Origin of the sequence: Actinomadura viridis, assembly GCF_015751755.1 — a bacterium.
Classification (GTDB): Bacteria; Actinomycetota; Actinomycetes; order Streptosporangiales; family Streptosporangiaceae; genus Spirillospora; species Spirillospora viridis.
The window spans coordinates 2,482,501-2,501,851 of record NZ_JADOUA010000001.1 but is presented as its reverse complement, the minus strand read 5'-3'; the positions used below and the strand labels follow the sequence as shown (position 1 = coordinate 2,501,851).

Genomic DNA, 19,351 nt, shown 5'->3' with positions numbered 1-19,351 from the left:
GCGGCCCTCAGGAGGCGGTCACCCCGGGACGGTACTTGGGCACGCGCAGCGTCACCTTCGTGCCCGCGCCGGGGCCGGTCTCCACGGCCAGGCCGTACTCGTCGCCGTACACCTGGCGCAGCCGCGCGTCGACGTTGGCCAGCCCGATCCCGGCAGCGGTCTCGGACGCGGGCTCGGCGCCGCCGTCCTCCGGCGACCGCTCGCCGGCGAGGAGGCGCCGCACGCCCTCGGGGTCCATCCCGATCCCGTCGTCCTCCACGCTGATGGCGCAGTCGGACCCGGCGTCCTCCGCCACGATCGTGATCAGCCCGGGCGCCGACCGGTCCTGCAGCCCGTGCCGGACGGCGTTCTCCACCAGCGGCTGCAGGCACAGGAACGGCACCGCGACCGGGAGCACCTCGGGCGCGATCCGCAGCCGCACCCGCAGCCGGTCGCCGAACCGGGCCCGCTGCAGCAGCAGGTACCGGTCGATCGACCGCAGCTCCTCGGCCAGCGTGGTGAAGTCGCCGTGGCGCCGGAACGAGTAGCGGGTGAAGTCGGCGAACTCCAGCAGCAGCTCGCGGGCCTGCTCGGGGTCGCTGCGCACGAACGAGGCGATGGTGGTGAGCGAGTTGTAGATGAAGTGCGGCGAGATCTGCGCGCGCAGCGCCCGCATCTCGGCCTCCATCAGCAGCGTCCGGGACCGGTCCAGCTCGGCCAGCTCCAGCTGGGCGTCCATCCATCCCGCCACCTCCTCGGCGGCGCGGATCAGCCCGGCGGGGAACTCCTCGCCGTAGACCGAGAGGGTCCCCACGACCCGGTCGTCGGTGGTGAGCGGCACCACCACGGCCCGGCGGATCGGGCAGTCGAGCCGGTCGCAGCCGACGTCGTGCACCTGCGTGCGCCCGTTCCCCAGCGTCCGCTGCGCGTGCCCCAGGACCGCGGCGGAGTGGTGCTCGTGCGGGCCGTCCCAGACCAGCAGCCGCTCGCCGTCGGTGATCGCCAGCGCGGCCGGGCCGAGCAGGGCGCGCAGGTGCGGCGCCGCCTTCTGAGCGCCCTGCTCGGTCAGCCCGGCGCGCAGCGCGGGCGCGGCGCGGGACGCGGTGTGCAGGGTCTCGAACGTCGCCCGCCGCGCCGGCCCGCCCAGGTCGCCGCCGCCGCGACCGCGCCGCCACCACCACAGCAGCGCCGGGACCCAGGTGAGCAGGAGTGTCGCGGCGACGGCGACGATCACGTCCATGGAGCAACGCTACGCCCGGATTCGCACCGGTATGCCGCTTGCCGGCCCGTACCCGGCCCGCAGCCGCTCCAGCACCTCCAGGCGCCCCTCGTCCAGGATGCGGCGGGTCACCGGGCGGTCGGGGTGGCGCCGCATGAAGACGGCGGTGAAGTGGGTGCCGTAGTGGAGCGGGTCCCCGTCCACCCCGATCGGGGTGAGGCTGGTCTCGAAGCCGGGTTCGTGGGAGTAGGCCAGGGTGTGCCGCTCGTCCTCGGCCGGCGCGGTCTTGTGCGGGGTGGCCGGCAGCCGCCCGTCGGTCAGCAGCTGCATGAGGTCCCCGGGGAACACGCTCAGCAGGTCGGGCCGGTGGCGCACCGGATGCCACGGCTCCTCGTCCTCGAACAGGCCGGCCGTGCTCTCGCCCTCCACCCAGTTGCGCGGGCGCTTCTCCCCCGGGACCGGCGGCCGGACGTACATCCCGCAGGGCCCGCTCTGGGCCACCACGGTGAGCAGCCCGTGGTCGGTGTGGGCGCCCACGGGGCCGGCGGCCCGCGCCGGCCGTGCCGGGAAGCGCGCCACCCGCAGCGTGTGCCAGCCGTCCGCGGTCAGCCGGGTCAGCGTGTCGGCCGACCAGCCGAGCCCGAGCGCCACCAGCCGCAGCACCCGCTCCCCCACCCCGCCGGCCACGTCCATGAACGCCCGCATCGCCAGCCGGTACTCCGGGTCCGGCCACGGCACCGGCCCGTGGCAGGGCCATCCGCGCCGGACCCGGGCGTCCCCGTACGGCACGTCCTTGCAGACCGTGAAGGTCTCCGCGTGGTCGTCCTCGCCCTCGGCGGACGGGTCGCGCGAGGCGAGGTATCCGCTGAAGCTGAGGTCGCTGACGTGGCGGGCCTTGTAGGCCAGCGGCATCGAGAAGAACCGCCGGCTCGCCGTCATCGCGGTGACGATCTTCTGGGCGGGCACGGCGTCCACCCGGACATGGAGGATCCCGCCGGTCCGCAGCGACTGGACCAGCTCCCGCCCGAGCCCGGCGCAGGACGGCGTCACGACCGCGGGCAGCCGGAAGGTGTGCGGGTCGCTCATGTCGGGGGATCCCTTTCCGTGGGGGGTGGCCGATCCGGGAGGCGGCACGCCGGCGCCGCCTCCGTCCCGCCATGTATGCCGCTCACCGGCCGCCGCGTCACCCCCTACCCGCGCGTACTGCGACCAACGACCCGGCCGCAGCGCCCAACGGCATCCCGGCTCAGGACCGGGCGTCCTCCAGCTGGGCGATGATCGGCATGAGCAGCTCGTTCAGCTCCGCCACCATGACGACCAGGGCCCGGTGCGCGGTCTCGGCGAACTCCCCCGGCCGCGCGGGCCCGTCCAGGTCACCGGGCCCCTCGGGGGCGGCCGGGAGCCGGTCGAGCGGCACCGGCGCGTCCACCCGCAGCGTCGCCCGCAGGTGCGGGGCCTTGGCCAGGTCCTGCTCGGCCGGCTCCACGAACTGGCCGAAGACCTCCGGCCACCCCTGCCAGCCGCGGTCGCGCCACCACTCCCGGGACCCGGTGAGGGACGCGGGCGGCGGCGACACCAGCGTGACCTGCGCGGTCATCGACCCGTCCCAGGTGTTGCGGACGCAGGACGCCTCCAGGATCCGCCGGTGCCAGCGCACGTACCCCGGCTCCATGAACGGCGGCGTGGCCACCCGCCACGCCGCGCAGCAGAACGTCACCGGCGCGATGTCGCCCCAGGCCCCGTCGAACTCGCCGAGGTTCGCCCAGAGCCGCTCGGCGTAGAGTCCGGTGCCCAGAGTCGCGCGTTCCCGGTCGAATCTCTCGTCGAGCCAGAACGCCTGCCGTCCCGTCATTCCACCATTTCCGATCGACGAGCGTGCCCGGCCGGGGACGCGCTCCCGTCGAGAGCGCGCCCCGGTCAGCGCGGGCGTTGGTCAGAGCGAGGTGATCCCCGCCGCGGGCGGGGTGTCGGGGACCGTGGGGGGCTTCGGCACACCCTTGAAGGTGAACGTGGCCTCCTCGCCGGTGCCCTCGACACCGACGATCACGATCTGCCCGGAGGTGACCTCGTTGTAGAGGATCTTCTCCGACAGCTGGTCCTCGATCTCCCGCTGGATCGTCCGGCGCAGCGGCCGGGCCCCCAGCACCGGGTCGTAGCCGCGCTCGGCCAGCAGGTCCTTGGCCTCCTGCCGCAGCTCGATCCCCATGTCACGGTCCTTGAGCCGCTCGTCCACCTTGGCGATCATCAGATCCACGATCTGGATGATCTCCTTCGGAGTGAGCTGGTGGAACACCACCGTGTCGTCCACCCGGTTGAGGAACTCGGGCCGGAAGTGCTGCTTGAGCTCCTCGTTGACCTTCGACTTCATCCGGTCGTAGGAACCCTGCTCGTCGTTGGTCCGGGTGAACCCCAGCGACTGCCCCTTGGAGATGTCACGCGTCCCCAGGTTCGTCGTCATGATGATCACGGTGTTCTTGAAGTCCACCACCCGGCCCTGGGCGTCGGTCAGCCGACCGTCCTCCAGGATCTGCAGCAGCGAGTTGAAGATGTCGGGGTGCGCCTTCTCGATCTCGTCGAACAGCACCACCGAGAACGGCTTGCGCCGCACCTTCTCGGTCAGCTGGCCGCCCTCCTCGTACCCGACGTAGCCGGGCGGGGAACCGAACAGCCGCGAGACCGTGTGCTTCTCCATGAACTCCGACATGTCCAGCTGGATCAGCGCGTCCTCGTCCCCGAACAGGAACTCCGCCAGCGTCTTGGACAGCTCGGTCTTGCCCACGCCCGACGGCCCCGCGAAGATGAACGACCCTCCCGGCCGCCGCGGGTCCTTGAGCCCCGCCCGCGTGCGCCGGATGGAGCGCGACAGCGCCTTGATCGCGTCCGCCTGGCCGATGACGCGCTTGTGGAGCTCGTCCTCCATGCGCAACAGCCGGGCCGACTCCTCCTCGGTCAGCTTGAAGACCGGAATGCCGGTGGCGGTGGCCAGGACCTCGGCGATCAGCTCCTCGGTCACCTCCGCCACGACGTCCATGTCGCCGGCCTTCCACTCCTTCTCCCGCTGCGCCCGCCGCGCCAGCAGCTGCTTCTCGGAGTCGCGCAGCGCGGCGGCCTTCTCGAAGTCCTGGGCGTCGATCGCCGATTCCTTCTCACGCCGCACATCGGCGATCTTCTCGTCGTACTCCCGCAGGTCCGGCGGCGCCGTCATCCGGCGGATCCGCATCCGCGACCCCGCCTCGTCGATCAGGTCGATCGCCTTGTCGGGCAGGAACCGGTCACTGATGTACCGGTCGGCCAGCTGCGCCGCCGCCACCAGAGCACTGTCGGTGATCGACACCCGGTGGTGCGCCTCGTACCGGTCCCGCAGGCCCTTGAGGATCTCGATGGTGTGGCTCAGCGACGGCTCGGCCACCTGGATCGGCTGGAACCGGCGCTCCAGCGCCGCGTCCTTCTCCAGGTGCTTGCGGTACTCGTCCAGCGTCGTCGCACCGATCGTCTGCAGCTCACCACGCGCCAGCATCGGCTTGAGGATGCTGGCCGCGTCGATCGCGCCCTCGGCCGCGCCCGCGCCGACGAGCGTGTGCAGCTCGTCGATGAACAGGATGATGTCGCCCCGGGTGCGGATCTCCTTGAGAACCTTGCGGAGCCGCTCCTCGAAATCGCCCCGGTAGCGGGAACCGGCCACGAGGGCGCCGAGATCCAGGGTGTACAGGTGCTTCCCGGTCAGCGTCTCGGGCACCTCACCCTTGACGATCTTCTGCGCCAGCCCCTCGACCACGGCGGTCTTGCCCACACCGGGCTCGCCCACCAGCACCGGATTGTTCTTGGTACGGCGGGACAGCACCTGCATGACCCGCTCGATCTCCTTGTCCCGGCCGATCACCGGGTCGAGCTTGCCCTCCCGGGCGGCCTGCGTGAGGTTGCGGCCGAACTGGTCGAGGACCTGGGACGTCGAGGGGGCGGACTCGGCCCGCTCGCCCGTGGGGCCGGGGTCCTTCTCGGTGTGCCCGTGCAGCAACTGGATCACCTGCTGGCGGACCCGGTTCAGATCCGCGCCCAGCTTCACCAGCACCTGCGCCGCGACACCCTCACCCTCCCGGATCAACCCCAGAAGGATGTGCTCGGTACCGATGTAGTTGTGCCCCAGCTGCAACGCCTCGCGCAGCGACAGCTCCAGCACCTTCTTGGCACGCGGAGTGAAGGGGATGTGCCCCGACGGCGCCTGCTGCCCCTGGCCGATGATCTCCTCGACCTGCTGCCGCACCGCCTCAAGGCTGATCCCCAGGGACTCCAGCGCCTTCGCGGCCACACCCTCGCCCTCGTGGATCAGACCAAGGAGGACGTGCTCGGTACCGATGTAGTTGTGGTTGAGCATCCTGGCCTCTTCCTGAGCCAGGACGACAACCCGCCGCGCGCGGTCGGTGAACCTCTCGAACATCTCGCCACTCCCTGCCGCCACCGGACCGGAACCGGAGTCTATACTCCGTTCGCAGAGTACGGAGTGGCCACTCCGGATGTCAATCGACGCAGGGAGCACCGCCGATGCCCTCGTACGAGCCCGCCCGCGCGGGCAAGGGACTGCGCGCCGACGCCCAGCGCAACCGGGCCCGCATCCTGGAGGCCGCCGAGGCCGTCTTCGCCGCCAAGGGACCGGCCGCGTCCACCGAGGAGATCGCGCTCCGGGCCGGCGTGGGGATCGGCACCGTCTTCCGGCACTTCCCGACCAAGGAGGCGCTGCTCCAGGCCATCATCGGCAGGCTCGCCGACCGGCTGGCCGAGGACACCGCGTCCCTGGCGGAGGGCGGCGATCCCGGCACCGCGTTCTTCACCTTCTTCGCCGGCATGGTCGAACGCGCGGCCCGGACCAAGACGGTGATCGACCTGCTCGCCGAGGCGGGCATCGCGATCACCGTGGCCAAGCCGATCCGCATGCTGCGCGAGTCGATCGAGGACCTGCTCACCAACGCCCAGCACGCGGGCACGGTGCGCCGCGACGTCCGGGTCACCGAGGTGATCGCCCTCCTGATCGGCGTCTGCCAGGCCGCCCTGCACACCGCCTGGGACCCCGGCCTGCGGGAACGGACGCTGGCCATCGTGTTCGACGGGCTGCGTCCCGCCCGCTGACCAGCCGGCGTCCCGCCCGCTGACCAGCCGGCGGGCCGTCCGGTGACCAGCCGGCGGGCTGCCCGGCGCCTAGGGCCTGTCTCGAAGGGGCCTCAGCCACCGCGCGAGCGCGTTGGCTGCCGGGTGGGGCGATGCCGGAGGCGAGCCTCACCTGGCAGATCGCGAAGCGATGCCGCGCTCGCACAGGCCCGGTCAGGGCGCGAGCCGCCAGGCGAGCGCCGTGGGCCGGGACTTCGAAACGGAGCCTAGCCGACGGGCTGGCCTGTGACGGCACGGACCCGTTCCCCGAACCGCACCGCGTTGTGCACGGCGGCGGCCCAGGGGTCGTTGTTGAAGTAGACGTGGACGTCCTCGTCACCGCTCCAGGTCCCGGTGACGCGGCGCGCCCAGGTCGTCAGGGCCCGGTCGCCGTAGTACGGCCAGGGGTCGGCGGCGCCCTCGTGGAACCGCATGTAGCCCCAGCCGGCCGTACGCCACAGCGGGGTGACCGGCCGGCCGAGGCGGTCGGCCCAGCACAGCGCCGCCCCGCGCCGTTCCAGCACCGCGCGGGTGTCCTCGTTCCACCAGGAGGAATGGCGGGGTTCGACGGCCACCCGCACATCGGAGGGGAAACGGGCGAGGCATTCGTCCAGGAGCGGCAGGTCGGCCTGGAGGTTCGGCGGCAGTTGCAGCAGGATCGGGCCGAGCTTGCCCCCCAGGCCCCGCGCCGCGTTCATGAGGCGTTCCACGGGCTCGGCCGGGTCCTTGAGGCGCTTGATGTGGGTCAGGAACCGGCTGGCCTTCACCGCCATCACGAACCCGTCCGGCGTGCGGTCCCGCCAGTTCTCGAACGTCTCGCGCTTCGGCAGGCGGTAGAAGGCCGCATTGCTCTCGACCGTGGGGAAGCACTCGGCGTACCGCTCCAGCCACAGGCGCTGGGGAAGCCCCTCGGGGTAGAGCTCCCCGCGCCAGTCCGCGTACTGCCAGCCCGACGTGCCCACGAGGATAGGCATACGACCATCGTTCCCCGCCCACCCGGACTAACCCGCCGGAGGCCGTCCGATCTCACTGCAGCGTCCCGGGCCTCGAATTCGCTTTTTTCCAAAGCCGCGACCGGCATGAGAAAACACGCCAATTTTTTGTACACTCACGCTCATGTCAGTGCGTTATATCGGCTCGGGCCCCTATTGCTACGCGAATTCGCTGGCGATGGTCATGGGTGACGGGGCACCCGAACCCGCCGTGCTCGAAATGCTGACGGGCTCCCCGTTCGGGATGCAACTGCACCACGGGCACACGCCTTTCTTCGATCCGCTGGGCTGGGACCCGGTCATCGGGCTCGACGCGGCGACCGAACTCCTCGGCTGGACCAGCGAGCGCAGCGGCGGCGGCACCCCCGACGAGGCCGCGGGCCGCCTGCGGCGCGCCGCTCCCGCCGCCCCGCTCCTGGTGGGGCCGGTCGAGCTGGGGCTGCTGCTCCACCGGCCCGGATCGGGGACCGCTTTCGGCGCGGACCATTTCGTCGTGGTCATCGGCGTCGAAAAGGAGACGGTGCTGTTCCACGATCCTCAGGGGCACCCGTACGCCACCCTGCCGATCGAGGATTTCCTCACCGCCTGGCGCGCGGACTCGATCGGCTATCCCACCGAGCCGTACACCATGCGCGGAGATTTCCGGCGGGTGCGCCGGTGCGGGGCGCACAGCGCGCTGCGCGCCTCGCTGGTCGCGGCGAGACGACGGCTCGCCGTCCAGAGCATCGAGGAGTCCGGATCGCTGGGCGGCGCCGCGGCCGCCGAACGCCTCGCCGAACTCGTCGAGGAGGGGCTCCGGCCCTGGCAGCACGAGCATCTGGTGCGCTTCGCGGTCCGCGTCGGCGCCCGCCGGCTGGCCGACGCCTCGGTCCTGCTCGCCCGGATCGGCGAGCGGGAGGCCGCCCGCATCGCCGAGCACCAGGCGCGGCTGGTCGGCGCGTTGCAGCATCCGCTGGTCAACGGTGACCGCGCCGTCGCGGCCGGGACCCTCCGGACACTCGCCCCCACCTACGAGCGGATGGCCAGGGCGCTCGGCGACCACGCCTGACAGGGAACGCCGCGTCGCGGGACGCGGGTCACGGATTCCCGCCGGCGGCGTCGTCGAACGCCTTCACGAGCCGCTTGGGCGCGCGGCGCCGCCAGGACTCCACGAGCAGTTCGCCGAGCTGGTCGTCGTCCACGGAGGCGAGGGTCACCAGCACGATCGGATGCTTCTCGTAGTGCGGGGTCGTGAAGAACGTCGCCCCGTCCTCCCGCATCAGCGCGTCCCGCTCCATGGGGTCGGTGAACACGACGATCGACTCCTCGTCCTCGCGGAGCCGCGCGAACAGCGAGCCGCAAATCTTCAGCGCGGGCGTGCGGTACGACGTGCTCCGCTCGACCTCGGGCAGCAGCCGTTCGGCCAGCCGGCAGGTCGTGTCCCAATCGGCCATCGGGTCCCCCTCCTGGCGGCGCCTCCGGGAGGCTTCGCCGTGCGTCAGCGCTTCCGGGCCACCCCGCCCGCGCAGGCCACTTCGGGCGCCCGGCCCCAGGTGTTGGCCTCCGGGCGCCACTGTGTCACGGGGACGACGCCGGGCTCCAGCAGTTCCAGGCCGTCGAAGTAGCGGGCGATCCGCTCGGGGCTGCGGGGAGTGTAGGGGACGGCGCCGCTGCCGGAGTTGTGGCGGGCGAGGGCCTCCACGTACGCCGGGTCGGTGTCGGTGCCGTCGTAGAGCGCCAGGTAGCTCCCGGACGGCAGCGCGGCCATCAGCCGCGCCACGATCGACCGGGCCTCCTCGTGGTCGGCGACCAGGCCCAGGATGCCCATGAGCATGAGCGCGACCGGCCGGTCGAGGTCGAGGGTCCTGGCGGCCTCGGCCAGGATGGCGTCCGGGTCCCTGACGTCGGCCTCGATGTAGTCCGTGGCCCCTTCGGGCGTGCTGGTGAGCAGCGCCTGGGCGTGCACCAGCACCAGCGGGTCGTTGTCGACGTAGACGATCCTGGACTCGGGCGCCAGCCGCTGGGCCACCTCGTGGGTGTTGTTCACGGTGGGCAGCCCGGTGCCGATGTCGAGGAGCTGCCGGATCCCCGCCTCACCGACCAGGTGCCCGACCACGCGGGTGAGCATGTGCCGGGAGTGGCGGGCGATGTCGGCCATCCCTGGGAAGACCTCGCGGATCTTGTCGCCGGCCGCCCGGTCGACGGGGTAGTTGTCCTTGCCTCCGAGGAGGTGGTTCCAGATCCGCGCGGAGTGCGGGACGGTGTCGTCGATCTTCGGATGGGTGCTCATGATCGGCTGTCTATGCTCCCAGGGTCGGCGCGCGGTCGACGAGGTCGGCGCTCGCGGCGGCGCGATCTTCGCATGAGCCCGATTGTGTCGCGTCCGGGAGGTTCGAGCATCGATGATCGTCCAACCCGTTGATCTTGTGGGGCTGCGGGCCGAACTGCGGGCGGGGCCGCCGCCCGGCCGCGGGCGGTGCTCCGGCGGCCCTGAGGTCGCCGGAGCACCGCGGGAGGCTCCGTCGGGAACGGGACCGGTGCCCGGTGCCCGGTCTCAGCGGCCCCCTCCGGTGAGCCGGTAGTCATGCCCGGCGCGCATCGGGAAGCCGATCGCGCCCGTCGTGCCGTCGACGGTGAAGCGGACCCGGTCACCGGTCGTGGTGTCGGTGACGGTGAGCGTCGCCGCGTTCCAGCCCGCGTTGGCGTTGACGATCCGCGACCGTTGGCCGCCCTCGCCGTACTCGTAGGTGCTCTGCGTGCGGATCGGGTACACCTGGGCGCGCAGCCCCCCGCCGTCCCGGGTGACGAGGACGCCCTTGCCGCCGACGAACGCCGGGATCCGGGTCATGTCCATCCGGTAGTCCTTGAGCGTCGTCGGCCCCTGGAAGGTCGCGCCGGTCTCGTAGTCGATCCACGTGCCCTCGGGCAGGTACACGTCCCGGCCCTGCGCGGTCTCGAAGTCGGCCCCGAACACCGGCGCGGCCAGCAGCGACTCGCCGAGCAGCCACTGGTACTGCCGGGTCCGGTCGTTCACCAGCCCGTAGGTGTTCTCGTCGTCGGGGTAGGCGAGCGGCAGCGGCGTCATGGCGTACGGGAAGCCCGTGCGGTGCCCGTCCAGCACGGCGTCGTAGATGTAGGGGGTCAGGGCGCTGTGCCACAGCGCCATCCGCTTGACCGCGTCCGCGAGCCGGTCGTCCCCCAGCTCCCACGGCCCCTTGCCGAACGCCATGATCGGCGTGAGCGCCGACAGCTGCGCGTTGCGCACGAAGTACTTCTGGTACGCGGGGTCGGTCATGGGGAGCTTGGGCGTGCCGCCGATGAAGTCGGGGTAGACGGCGCCGTGCCCGGTGGCCGCGATGTTGAGCATGTTCACCGGGACGCGGTCGGGGTCCTCGTGGAAGACCTCCCCGCGGCCGAAGATCGTGTCGTTGATGCGCACCCAGTCGCCGGGCAGCGAGTAGGCGGCGTTGCGGACCATCACGTAGTCGCCGGCGTCGTGCAGCGCCTTCTGCACCGCGTTCCAGTTGGCGTCGCGGTACAGGTCGGGGTCGTAGAGCATGGTGTCCTCCTTCCACCCGTCCACGCCCCACTTGCGCATCTGCTCGACGTACCAGGCCACCGCCTCCTTGTTCTCGCCGTCGAGGACGTAGGAGACGTCCCTGGGGAACTGGGCGCGGGTCACCTTCACCGGCCTGCCGTCCGCGCCGGTGAGCAGGTAGCCCTTGGACAGCGCCTCGGTGACGAACGGCCCGTCGTACAACGGGGTGTGGTTGCCGCCGTCGGAGGGCGGGGCCTTGAAGTTGTTGCGCGCGCCGAGCAGCAGGGCCATCCCGTTCTCACGGAACAGGCTCTTCAACGCGCCGGGGTCGGGGTAGCGCGGGTTGGGCAGGCCGTCGTCGCGGCCGGGCTCGGCGGTGGAGTCCCACATGCCGAAGCTGTTGGTGGTGCCCTCGATCTTGTCGCCGCGCGGGCCGGGCCAGAAGCCGGAGCCGACGACACCCCAGCCGAGGGGGTACCCGTGCTCCCGGAACGCCTGCACGGTGGCGGTCACCGACGACTGGTAGGTGTCCCAGGCCAGCGCCCCGTACGCCTCCCATCCCAGTTCGAACATCCGGGCCCGGGGCCGCGCGTCCACGTACCCGTGCCGGTGCCGCGCGGCCCGGTAGTCGGCGTACACCTGCCGGAGGTCGCCGCCGAAGAAGTAGTACAGGCCGTCCACACCGCGGGTCCCGGTGACGCCGAGCCGGTTCTCCGAGCCGTTCAGGCCCACCCGTTTCCGCCCCTCGTCGAACAGCACCTCGGCGAAGCGCTGCCGGGGGAAGACGACGAAGTTGGAGATGAACCGCTTGCAGCTGCCCTCGTTGGTGAGGTTGTCGAGCGTGATGCCGGTCAGCTCGGCGGTCGGCCGGGCCACCACCTGGCGGCTGCAGGGCGTTCCCTGGTCGGGCTGGCCGTCGGCGTGCGCGCCGTAGTCGCCGAGCCCGTACGAAGGCCCGACCGGGCCGGTGCGCAGGTCCATGGTGGCCGCCCCGCCCTGGGACGGGTCCACCGACAGGCGGACGTTGGCCGCGGACGGGTGCACCCGGACCCGCACCCGGCTCCCGTTCTCGAGGTCGACGTCGAGCACCGCGACCCGGCCGCCGCCGACCAGCCGCGCCCGCACGGCGTCGGCGAAGTCCGCCGCGCCCGTCTCCTTGATCCGCAGCCCCGACTCGGCGTGGGCGGGGACGAGCGTGGTGCCGTCCGGCCGGGAGAAGGAGTAGCGGAAACCCTCCTTCCGGATGGTCATGCGGTAGGTCAGGCCCTTGACGACGATCGCGTCCTGCGTGTCGGCGACCGAGATCCCGTCCGGGGCGGCCTGGGCGGGCATGGCCGCGAGGGGCAGCAGGGGCGGGGTGAGCATCAGCGAGGTCAGGACGGCTTTGACGCGGTGAGTACGGCTCACGGCGCTCCTTGGGGGGGTGGGAGGGGTGAACGAGATGGAGGGAAGGGCTCGGGATCCGCGGCCGCTCGCCCGAGTGCGGTGGACCGGCCGGGGACGGACAGGGGACGTGGTGGTCGCGGACCGGACGGTTGAGATCTTCGCGGGTCCCGGCCGGCTTCTCACCGGCCCGGACGTGGGTCTCGTCAGCGCCTCCGGCGGGCGCGACGCGGTGGAGGCGTCGAGTCCCGCGGAACCGCCACCGCCCGCCGGACGCTCTGGTCGTTGCTCGCTTCGCGAAGCATCCCGCTCCCACTGAGGATTAGTTGCAGCATGTGAGAGATTCCACCAAATAATGCAACTCGTCAACCCTCAGTGCAAGCAGTTCGCAGGTGCGAGGGGCCGCGCCCGTCCTGCGCACGGCCGGGGGTCCGCCACGCGGACGGCGGGTGCGCGGACGGTGGAGCGAGCCGGGCGCCGGGCCGGACGGTCACGCCCACGGCGCCGGATCCGGCACGACGAAGAAAAGCGGTGGCCCCTTCGATCCCGGCCCGAAAGACTTGAACATCGAACGGTCGTATTGGAGGACAGCAGATGAAGGTCGCATTCTTCGGCGACGTCCATGGGTGCGTGCTGCACGCTCTGGGCGCGGCCGTCATGCTCAAGAGACATCGCGGGATCCGGCCCGACGCCCTCATCCAGGTGGGAGATCTGGGGGCTTATCCCTCGCCTGACCGATGGGACGACCCGAGTCGCCGTTTCGGCGCCGGGCACCCCGCCCAGAGCGATTTCTTCCGCCTTCTCGACCCGCCCGCACCGCTCGCCGAAAGCGTCCGGTCGGCCCTCGAAGAGGTCCCCGCGTTCCTGTTCCTCAGCGGCAACCACGAGGATCACGACTGGCTGGCCGAGCTGCACAGGACCGCCGCCGCACCGGTGACCCCGGTGGATCCGCTGGGCGCCTACCACCACGTCGTCTGCGGTCACACCATCGAGTTCGGCGGCCGGCGCACGGCCTTTCTCGGGCTGATCGAGTCGCCGGACGGGATGGATTTCGACGCGAGTGCCTACTCCCGGTTGCTGGCCGCCCGACCCGGCAGCGTGGACATCCTGGTCACCCACGACGGCCCGTACGGCATGTCCGAGTACCGCGGCACCGTCCAAGGGTCGGCGAAACTGTCGAGGCTGATCGAAAGCCTCCAGCCGCGCCTGCACATCGGAGGCCATTACCACCACGAGAACGGCCCGCGCCGCTATGGGCGGACGGTCTCCTACGCCCTCTCACAACTCGTGCTTCCCAAGGCCAGGAGGGGCGACCCCGAGCCGCTCAATCCCGATCAGCAGGTGACGCCCGGAAGCATCGGCCTGCTCGACACCGAGACGTACGAGTTCGAGTACCTCCGCGACCCGTGGCTGGCGGACGTCAAGGGCGACGACCTCGACCTGGCGCGGCTCGTCGCCGCCGCTCGCTGACCTCGGAGGGGCCGGGCTTGGCGGCCTCGGGGACCGGGCAGGTGTGGAAGAGGGGCCACAGGGCTCCCCGAGTCTGACCGCCAAGAAAGTTCGTGCGGCGATGTCGAGAACCCGTGACCGGCTCCGTCCCCGCCATGAACGCGACCAGAATGGGTCGCACCAGCACCCGGGAGAACCACCATGGCCAAGTACCTGCTGCTCAAGCACTACCGCGGCGCCCCGGCCGCGGTCAACGACGTGCCCATGGACACGTGGACGCCGGAGGAGATCTCGGCCCACGTCCAGTACATGAACGACTTCGCGGCCCGGCTGGAGGAGACCGGCGAGTTCGTCGACGGCCAGGCGCTGGCCCCCGAGGGCACGTTCGTCCGCTACGACGGCGAGGGCCGCCCGCCGGTCACCGACGGCCCGTTCGCCGAGACCAAGGACCTCATCGCCGGCTGGTACGTGATCGACGTCGACTCCTACGAGCGCGCCGTCGAGCTGGCCGGGGAGCTGTCGGCCGCGCCCGGAGCGGGCGGGAAGCCGATCCACGAATGGCTCGAGCTGCGCCCGTTCCTGACCGCGCCGCCCACCATCACCGAATGACCTCTCAGGTGGACGAGGCCCTCCTCCGGAGCCTCACACCGGACGTCCTCGGGATCCTCGTCCGCCGCGGAGCCGACTTCGCGGCGGCCGAGGACGCCGTCCAGGACGCGCTGGTCAAGGCGGTCCGCGTCTGGCCGGCCGACCCGCCCCGGGACCCGAAGGGCTGGCTGATCACCGTTGCCTGGAACCGGTTCCTCGACGCGGCCCGCGCGGACACCGCACGCCGCCGGCGTGAGGACCTCGTCGACGAGGAACCGGCTCCCGGGCCCGCGCCCGCGGTGGACGACACGCTCTGGCTGTACTTCCTGTGCGCCCACCCGTCGCTGACGCCGCCGTCGGCGGTCGCGCTCACGCTGCGCGCCGTCGGCGGGCTGACCACCCGCCAGATCGCCCAGGCCTACCTGGTGCCCGAGGCGACCATGGCGCAGCGCATCAGCCGGGCCAAGCGCACCGTCTCCGGCGTGCGGTTCGACCGGCCCGGCGACGTCGCGACCGTGCTGCGCGTCCTCTACCTGGTCTTCAACGAGGGCTACTCCGGCGACGTGGACCTGGCCGCCGAGGCCATCCGCCTCACCCGGCAGCTCTCGGCCGCGATCGACCACCCCGAGGTGGCGGGGCTGCTCGCCCTCATGCTGCTCCACCACGCCCGGCGCGCCGCCCGGACCGCGCCCGACGGCAGCCTGGTACCCCTCGCCGAGCAGGACCGCGGCCGGTGGGACACCGAGATGATCGCCGAGGGCATCGAGATCCTGCAGGCGGCCCTCGCCCGCGACCGGCTGGGCGAGTTCCAGGCCCAGGCCGCCATCGCGGCTCTCCACGCCGACGCGCCCACCGCCGGGGAGACCGACTGGGTCCAGATCGTCGAGTGGTACGACGAACTCGCGCGCCTGACCGACAGCCCGGTCGTCCGGCTCAACCGCGCGGTCGCCGTCGGCGAGGCCGACGGACCGCGCGCCGGGCTGGCGGCCCTCGCGGCACTGGACGACTCACTGCCCCGCCACACGGCGGTGGCGGCCTACCTCCACGAGCGCGACGGCGACCTGGAGAAAGCGGCACGGCTGTACGCCGAGGCGGCCCGAAAGGCCCCCAACCTCGCCGAACGCGACCACCTGACACGCCAGGCCGCCCGCCTCAACGCCCACCGGCCTCACTGACGGGCCACGCTCGGATTCCCGCAGCACACGGCGTCGCCCGAACGGCCCTCGCGGCGGAGCTTGGCCGGGCTCGGGCTGGGGTTCGGCGGGGTGCTGGTCACCGTTCGGATCTGGGAGTGCCTGGCGGGGTCGACCCTGACGGGGATCCTGGCCTGCCTGGGCGCGGCCGTCTGCCTCGGGGCGGGCTTCGCCTACACCCGCCGGTTCTTCTCCGGCCGTCCAGGATCGGCCGCCGCGCTCACCGGCGTGCAGCTGACGTGCGCGACCGTTCAGCTGGCCGCCGCGACCGCGGCCACGGGCGCCCTTCCCGGGCGCCCCGGGGCCGCCGCGATCATCGCGCTGGGTGGGCTCGGCGCGCTGGGGACCGGGTTCGCCTTCCTCCTGAACCTCCGGCTGATCCGTACGGCGGGTCCCACGATCGCGTCCTGCGTCACCTACCTGGTCCCCCTGTGGTCCACGCTGATCGGCGCGCTGCTGCTGGACGAACCCTGGGGATGGAGCCTGGTCGCGGGCGGCCTGCTGGTGGTCCTGGGCGTCTTCCTCGTCCAGTCGTCCCCGCGGCGGCCACCTGTCCCGGCTCGGACCACGCCTCCTCTGCCGGCGGTGCCGGAGGGCCGCTAGAACCAGCGGTAGATGTCGCGGACGGCGGCGCGGTACTCGCGTTCGGCCTCCGGGCCTGCGAGGTCGCGTGCGGCGGCGGCCAGCGCGGGCGAGCCGGGCGCGTCCACGAACCGGTACCGGTCGAGTGCCGTACGGAGCAGCCGGACGACGTCCGCGCGGGCCCCGCCCCGCCGCCATGCCCGCTGGGCGCGCAGCAGCACCGCGTGGACCGCGTCGCCCATCCCCCAGGTCTCCCCCACCGGAACCCGGCAGAACGCGAACGGGACCAGCCCGCCGTCCAGGCCCGCGAGCGCCTCCTCCTCGGAGTCTTCGAAGCCCGCACGCCGGTAGGTCAGCTCCTCTGCCAGGAGGGCACGGCGCCGATCCGGGGGAAGCTTCCCGGCGATGCCGTCCAACCCCTTTCCTGCCTCCCGGGCCGCTGCGAGGGCCTCTTCCAGTACGGCTTGCCTCTGGGGCGGAGGCAGCCGGTCGGCCAGTGCGGTGAGCGCCCGCGCACGGCGATCGGGTGCGCGGAACGAGCGGGCCGCCGCCAGCCCGGCGTCCAGCGCGGCCCCGGACAGGTGCCCGGCCCTGCCCGCCAGGAACCGTCCGAGGTAGCCGGGACGGCCCAGCGCCCTGATCTCGTTCACCACCACGGCCATGAGGTCGTCGGGAAGGACGGGGCACAGCTCGTCCAGCACCGAGTAGGCGAAGTGGTTCTCGTACGCCACGTCCTGCAGCTTGATCTCCAGCCCCTCGGCCAGCGCCGGGTGTCGGGCCGGGTGGCCGTGCGGGAGCGCCGCCCCCGCCGCGATGAGCAGGGTCGCGTTCCCCGCCGCGCGGGCCAGGCCGGCCGCCTCTTCCAGCGGACCGGTCCGTTCCTCCGGCGGCAGCCGGACGGCCGCCTCGATGAGGAGCCCGGCCCGGTCCTCCTCGTCGGCCAGCGCCCGCGCGGCCGACACCAGCCCGGCCAGGACCGCGAGAGGCGGTTCCAGCCCGGCGATCCGGACCAGCGCCCGCGCGCGCACCTCCTCGTCCGCGATCGTGCGGGCCACCGCGTACGCGTCCGCTCCCACCTCGTCGCGATCACCCGGCGGGAGCAGAGGGAACAGCTCGGCGAGCAGTTCGACGTACTCCTCCGGCGTCACCTGGCGGGCGGCCTCCGCCAGCGCGGCCCGCCTCCGGCCCGCGGGCAGGAGCGCCACGCCCTTGGTCCAGCGCCGTCCGAGATCCTCGCGGCGGATCCGGCCGATGCGGTCGAGCACGGCGTCCCGGCCGCCGCGCGGCAGGCGCGGCACCAGCGCGATCAGCAGCGCGCCACGGGAGAAGGGGGCCGCCATCGCCAGCGCGACCGGCAGCGTCTCCCCCGCCTGACCTTCCGTCATGAACGGGGCCAGCCCCGCCAGAGCGCCCGCGCGGTCGTGCTCCTCGGGGAGACTCCGGGCGGCCTCCAGCGCGTCGCGCATCGCCCCGGACGGCAGGTGCGGCGCGAGAGTGATCAGCGCCCGGACCGTGCTCCCCCCGTCCTCCAGCCCGGCGGCGAACGCCACCGCACGGCGCGCGCCCTCCGGTGACAGGTGCGCGGCCACGTCGGCCAGCAGGTCCTCGTCCACGCTCGGGTAGGCACGGGGCCTGGTCATGGCGTCGATCACGGCCTCATGGAGGACGTCCTGCCGCTCCCCGGCGGGAACGTACGGCAGCACGCCCAGCAAGGCCCGGCCCTTGTGTCCCTGTGCCTCCCGCCGCGCATCGTTCAGGGCCCGGACGTGGTCCCAGAGTCCCGCCTCCAGCAGCAGGTCACGGCCGGGGCCGTACGGGCGACTCTCCGACCGCTCTGCGCACACCCGCATCAGCGTGTAGCGCATCTCCAGGCCCAGGCCCAGGCCCAGGCCCAGGAGACCCGCGTCCCGCGCCGCCCGCCGGGCCGCCTCCAGGTCACGCAGGTAGCCGCCGAGCTGCCCGGCCCGGTGGCGCGCGTCGAACCACACGTTCACCTCCCCCGGGCGCCCCTGCCCGGCGGGCCGCTCGCATGCCAGCAGCCGGTGCGCCTCGGCGCTCCGCCCGGCCTTGAGGAGGTGCCCGACGAGGTGGCGCAGCCCGTACCCGCCGTCCGCGTCCCCGAGTTCCGGGCGGGCGGCCAACGATGGCAGCCCGTCCGCCAGGCCGCCCCAGAGGGCGAGGTAGTGGTCGGCGATCCGGCCGTGCGCCGCCGCCACCGCCGCCGCCAGCCGCCTGTCGAGCAGCCGCCGCATCGCCTGGGACGACCGGCCGTGGCCGGTGCTCTCGGGAGGCCCGTCCCCCCTCGTGAGCATGCCGGGGACGTGCGGCACCTCTCCGGGAAGTCCCAGCCAGCGCGCGATCGTCCCGGGATCGGCCGGTTCGGCGCTCGCCGCCGTCATCGCCAGGACGGCCGAGCCGAGATCGCCCCCGATGCCGCGGTCACTCATGATCATCGGAGCACGGTAGCCCGGGTCAGGCCGGCGAGGCGTCCCAGGCGGTGACGGTCACCTCTTCGCCCACCGACACCTTGCCGGGCCGCACCACGGAGAACTTCGCCCCGAACGCGACGCCGCCCCCGGAGGCCCGGCGGTAGGCGGCGAGGGTCCGTAGCGGCTCCGGCCCGCTCCTGGCACCGGTGTCCTGGTCGACCAGCGTCACCGCGCAGCGGATGGCGAGCTTGGCGAACCCAAGCTCGGCGCCGCCGACGGCCGCCCGGCGGACGCGGTCCTCCTCATGGGGCTCGCCCCACCCGTCCACCACGATGTTGGGACGGAACCGGGCCATGGGGACCGGCCGCCCGCCGCCCGCCGCGATCCGTTCGTTCAGCGCGTCCAGGGAGGAGCGCGACAGGATGTGCACCGGGCTGCTGTCGGCGTAACCGGACGTCCCCGTGATCCATCCGTCCGTCACCCGGTCGTGCTCCGGCGGCACCCGGACCAGGCGGCTCGGTGAACCGAGCACGTCCGACAGCCACGTGGCCGCGTCCTCACCCTGGTCGACGCCCTGGAACGGGGCGCCGAACAGGGTCACATCGAGCCTCGCGGAAGCCGTTTCCACATCGATGCCCAGGGGATCGGTGTCCGGAGCCCTGAGCGTGAGCCGTTCACCGCCCGCGCCGACCTCCGGGCGGATGACCGCCAGCCGCGGGTCCCGCCGCTGGCTGCGGAACACCCCTCCCTCGCCGACCACCATGAAGGCCCGGTCGTGGGCGAGTCCCGCGGGCGTGAGCGGCGTTTCCGCCAACGGAACACCCGCGCATCCCTTGATGGGATAGGAAATCAACTGCGCCACCCTCGCCACCGGATCAGGC

Annotated in this window: 16 protein-coding genes; 6 read left to right on the top strand and 10 right to left on the bottom strand. The window is 72.7% G+C overall.

Going from position 1 to position 19,351, the window contains the following annotated elements; translation table 11 throughout:
* Positions 1 to 7: 7 nt before the first annotated feature.
* The 4 genes from IW256_RS11145 to IW256_RS11130 form a co-directional block, all read right to left on the bottom strand.
* Positions 8 to 1,219 (bottom strand): sensor histidine kinase, encoded by a 1,212-nt coding sequence (locus tag IW256_RS11145; RefSeq protein ID WP_197010886.1) that lies wholly within the window; start codon positions 1,217 to 1,219, stop codon positions 8 to 10.
* 9 nt (positions 1,220 to 1,228) lie between these two features.
* Positions 1,229 to 2,284, bottom strand: a complete 1,056-nt coding sequence (locus tag IW256_RS11140) for a 2-oxoglutarate and iron-dependent oxygenase domain-containing protein (RefSeq protein ID WP_197010885.1) — start codon at positions 2,282 to 2,284, stop codon at positions 1,229 to 1,231.
* A gap of 160 nt (positions 2,285 to 2,444) precedes the next feature.
* Positions 2,445 to 3,050, bottom strand: a complete 606-nt coding sequence (locus IW256_RS11135) for a hypothetical protein (protein WP_197010884.1) — start codon at positions 3,048 to 3,050, stop codon at positions 2,445 to 2,447.
* Positions 3,051 to 3,131: 81 nt separating this feature from the next.
* Complete coding sequence (locus IW256_RS11130; RefSeq protein ID WP_197010883.1) at positions 3,132 to 5,633, bottom strand: ATP-dependent Clp protease ATP-binding subunit; 2,502 nt, start codon at positions 5,631 to 5,633, stop codon at positions 3,132 to 3,134.
* 104 nt (positions 5,634 to 5,737) lie between these two features.
* Here IW256_RS11130 and IW256_RS11125 point away from each other — a divergent pair, with 104 nt between their 5' ends.
* A complete protein-coding gene (locus IW256_RS11125; protein WP_197010882.1) occupies positions 5,738 to 6,319 on the top strand; it encodes a TetR/AcrR family transcriptional regulator in 582 nt (193 codons plus the stop codon).
* A 245-nt stretch (positions 6,320 to 6,564) separates the two neighbouring features.
* On the opposite strand, the gene IW256_RS11120 is transcribed toward IW256_RS11125, so the two are convergent.
* Entirely contained in the window at positions 6,565 to 7,311 is a 747-nt protein-coding gene (locus IW256_RS11120; protein WP_197010881.1) for a DUF72 domain-containing protein, read from the bottom strand.
* Positions 7,312 to 7,453: 142 nt separating this feature from the next.
* Between IW256_RS11120 and IW256_RS11115 the strand changes: the two genes are divergently transcribed.
* Positions 7,454 to 8,377 (top strand): cysteine peptidase family C39 domain-containing protein, encoded by a 924-nt coding sequence (locus IW256_RS11115; RefSeq protein ID WP_197010880.1) that lies wholly within the window; start codon positions 7,454 to 7,456, stop codon positions 8,375 to 8,377.
* 28 nt (positions 8,378 to 8,405) lie between these two features.
* On the opposite strand, the gene IW256_RS11110 is transcribed toward IW256_RS11115, so the two are convergent.
* From IW256_RS11110 to IW256_RS42695, 3 genes are all read right to left on the bottom strand, one after another.
* Positions 8,406 to 8,762: an MmcQ/YjbR family DNA-binding protein gene (locus IW256_RS11110; RefSeq protein WP_197010879.1), complete on the bottom strand. Its 357-nt coding sequence runs from the start codon at positions 8,760 to 8,762 to the stop codon at positions 8,406 to 8,408.
* A gap of 44 nt (positions 8,763 to 8,806) precedes the next feature.
* Positions 8,807 to 9,598: an SAM-dependent methyltransferase gene (locus IW256_RS11105; protein ID WP_197010878.1), complete on the bottom strand. Its 792-nt coding sequence runs from the start codon at positions 9,596 to 9,598 to the stop codon at positions 8,807 to 8,809.
* Between the two features lie 264 nt (positions 9,599 to 9,862).
* Positions 9,863 to 12,253, bottom strand: a complete 2,391-nt coding sequence (locus tag IW256_RS42695) for an alpha-amylase family protein (protein WP_197010877.1) — start codon at positions 12,251 to 12,253, stop codon at positions 9,863 to 9,865.
* Positions 12,254 to 12,823: 570 nt separating this feature from the next.
* Here IW256_RS42695 and IW256_RS11095 point away from each other — a divergent pair.
* The 4 genes from IW256_RS11095 (at position 12,824) to IW256_RS11080 (ending at position 16,062) form a co-directional block, all read left to right on the top strand.
* Positions 12,824 to 13,699 carry a metallophosphoesterase family protein gene (locus IW256_RS11095; RefSeq protein ID WP_197010876.1) on the top strand — a complete coding sequence of 292 codons (876 nt, stop codon included), beginning with the start codon at positions 12,824 to 12,826 and terminating at the stop codon, positions 13,697 to 13,699.
* Positions 13,700 to 13,879: 180 nt separating this feature from the next.
* Positions 13,880 to 14,287 carry a YciI family protein gene (locus IW256_RS11090; protein WP_197010875.1) on the top strand — a complete coding sequence of 136 codons (408 nt, stop codon included), beginning with the start codon at positions 13,880 to 13,882 and terminating at the stop codon, positions 14,285 to 14,287.
* Positions 14,288 to 14,295: 8 nt separating this feature from the next.
* A complete protein-coding gene (locus tag IW256_RS11085) occupies positions 14,296 to 15,441 on the top strand; it encodes an RNA polymerase sigma factor (RefSeq protein WP_197016240.1) in 1,146 nt (381 codons plus the stop codon).
* A gap of 60 nt (positions 15,442 to 15,501) precedes the next feature.
* Positions 15,502 to 16,062 (top strand): DMT family transporter, encoded by a 561-nt coding sequence (locus IW256_RS11080; RefSeq protein WP_197010874.1) that lies wholly within the window; start codon positions 15,502 to 15,504, stop codon positions 16,060 to 16,062.
* On the opposite strand, the gene IW256_RS11075 is transcribed toward IW256_RS11080, so the two are convergent.
* On the bottom strand, positions 16,059 to 18,494 hold the full coding sequence (locus IW256_RS11075; RefSeq protein WP_197010873.1) for a hypothetical protein: 2,436 nt from the start codon (positions 18,492 to 18,494) through the stop codon (positions 16,059 to 16,061). The genes IW256_RS11080 and IW256_RS11075 overlap by 4 nt on opposite strands.
* A 19-nt stretch (positions 18,495 to 18,513) precedes the next feature.
* Entirely contained in the window at positions 18,514 to 19,332 is an 819-nt protein-coding gene (locus IW256_RS11070) for an MOSC domain-containing protein (RefSeq protein WP_307829392.1), read from the bottom strand.
* Positions 19,333 to 19,351 lie beyond the last annotated feature (19 nt).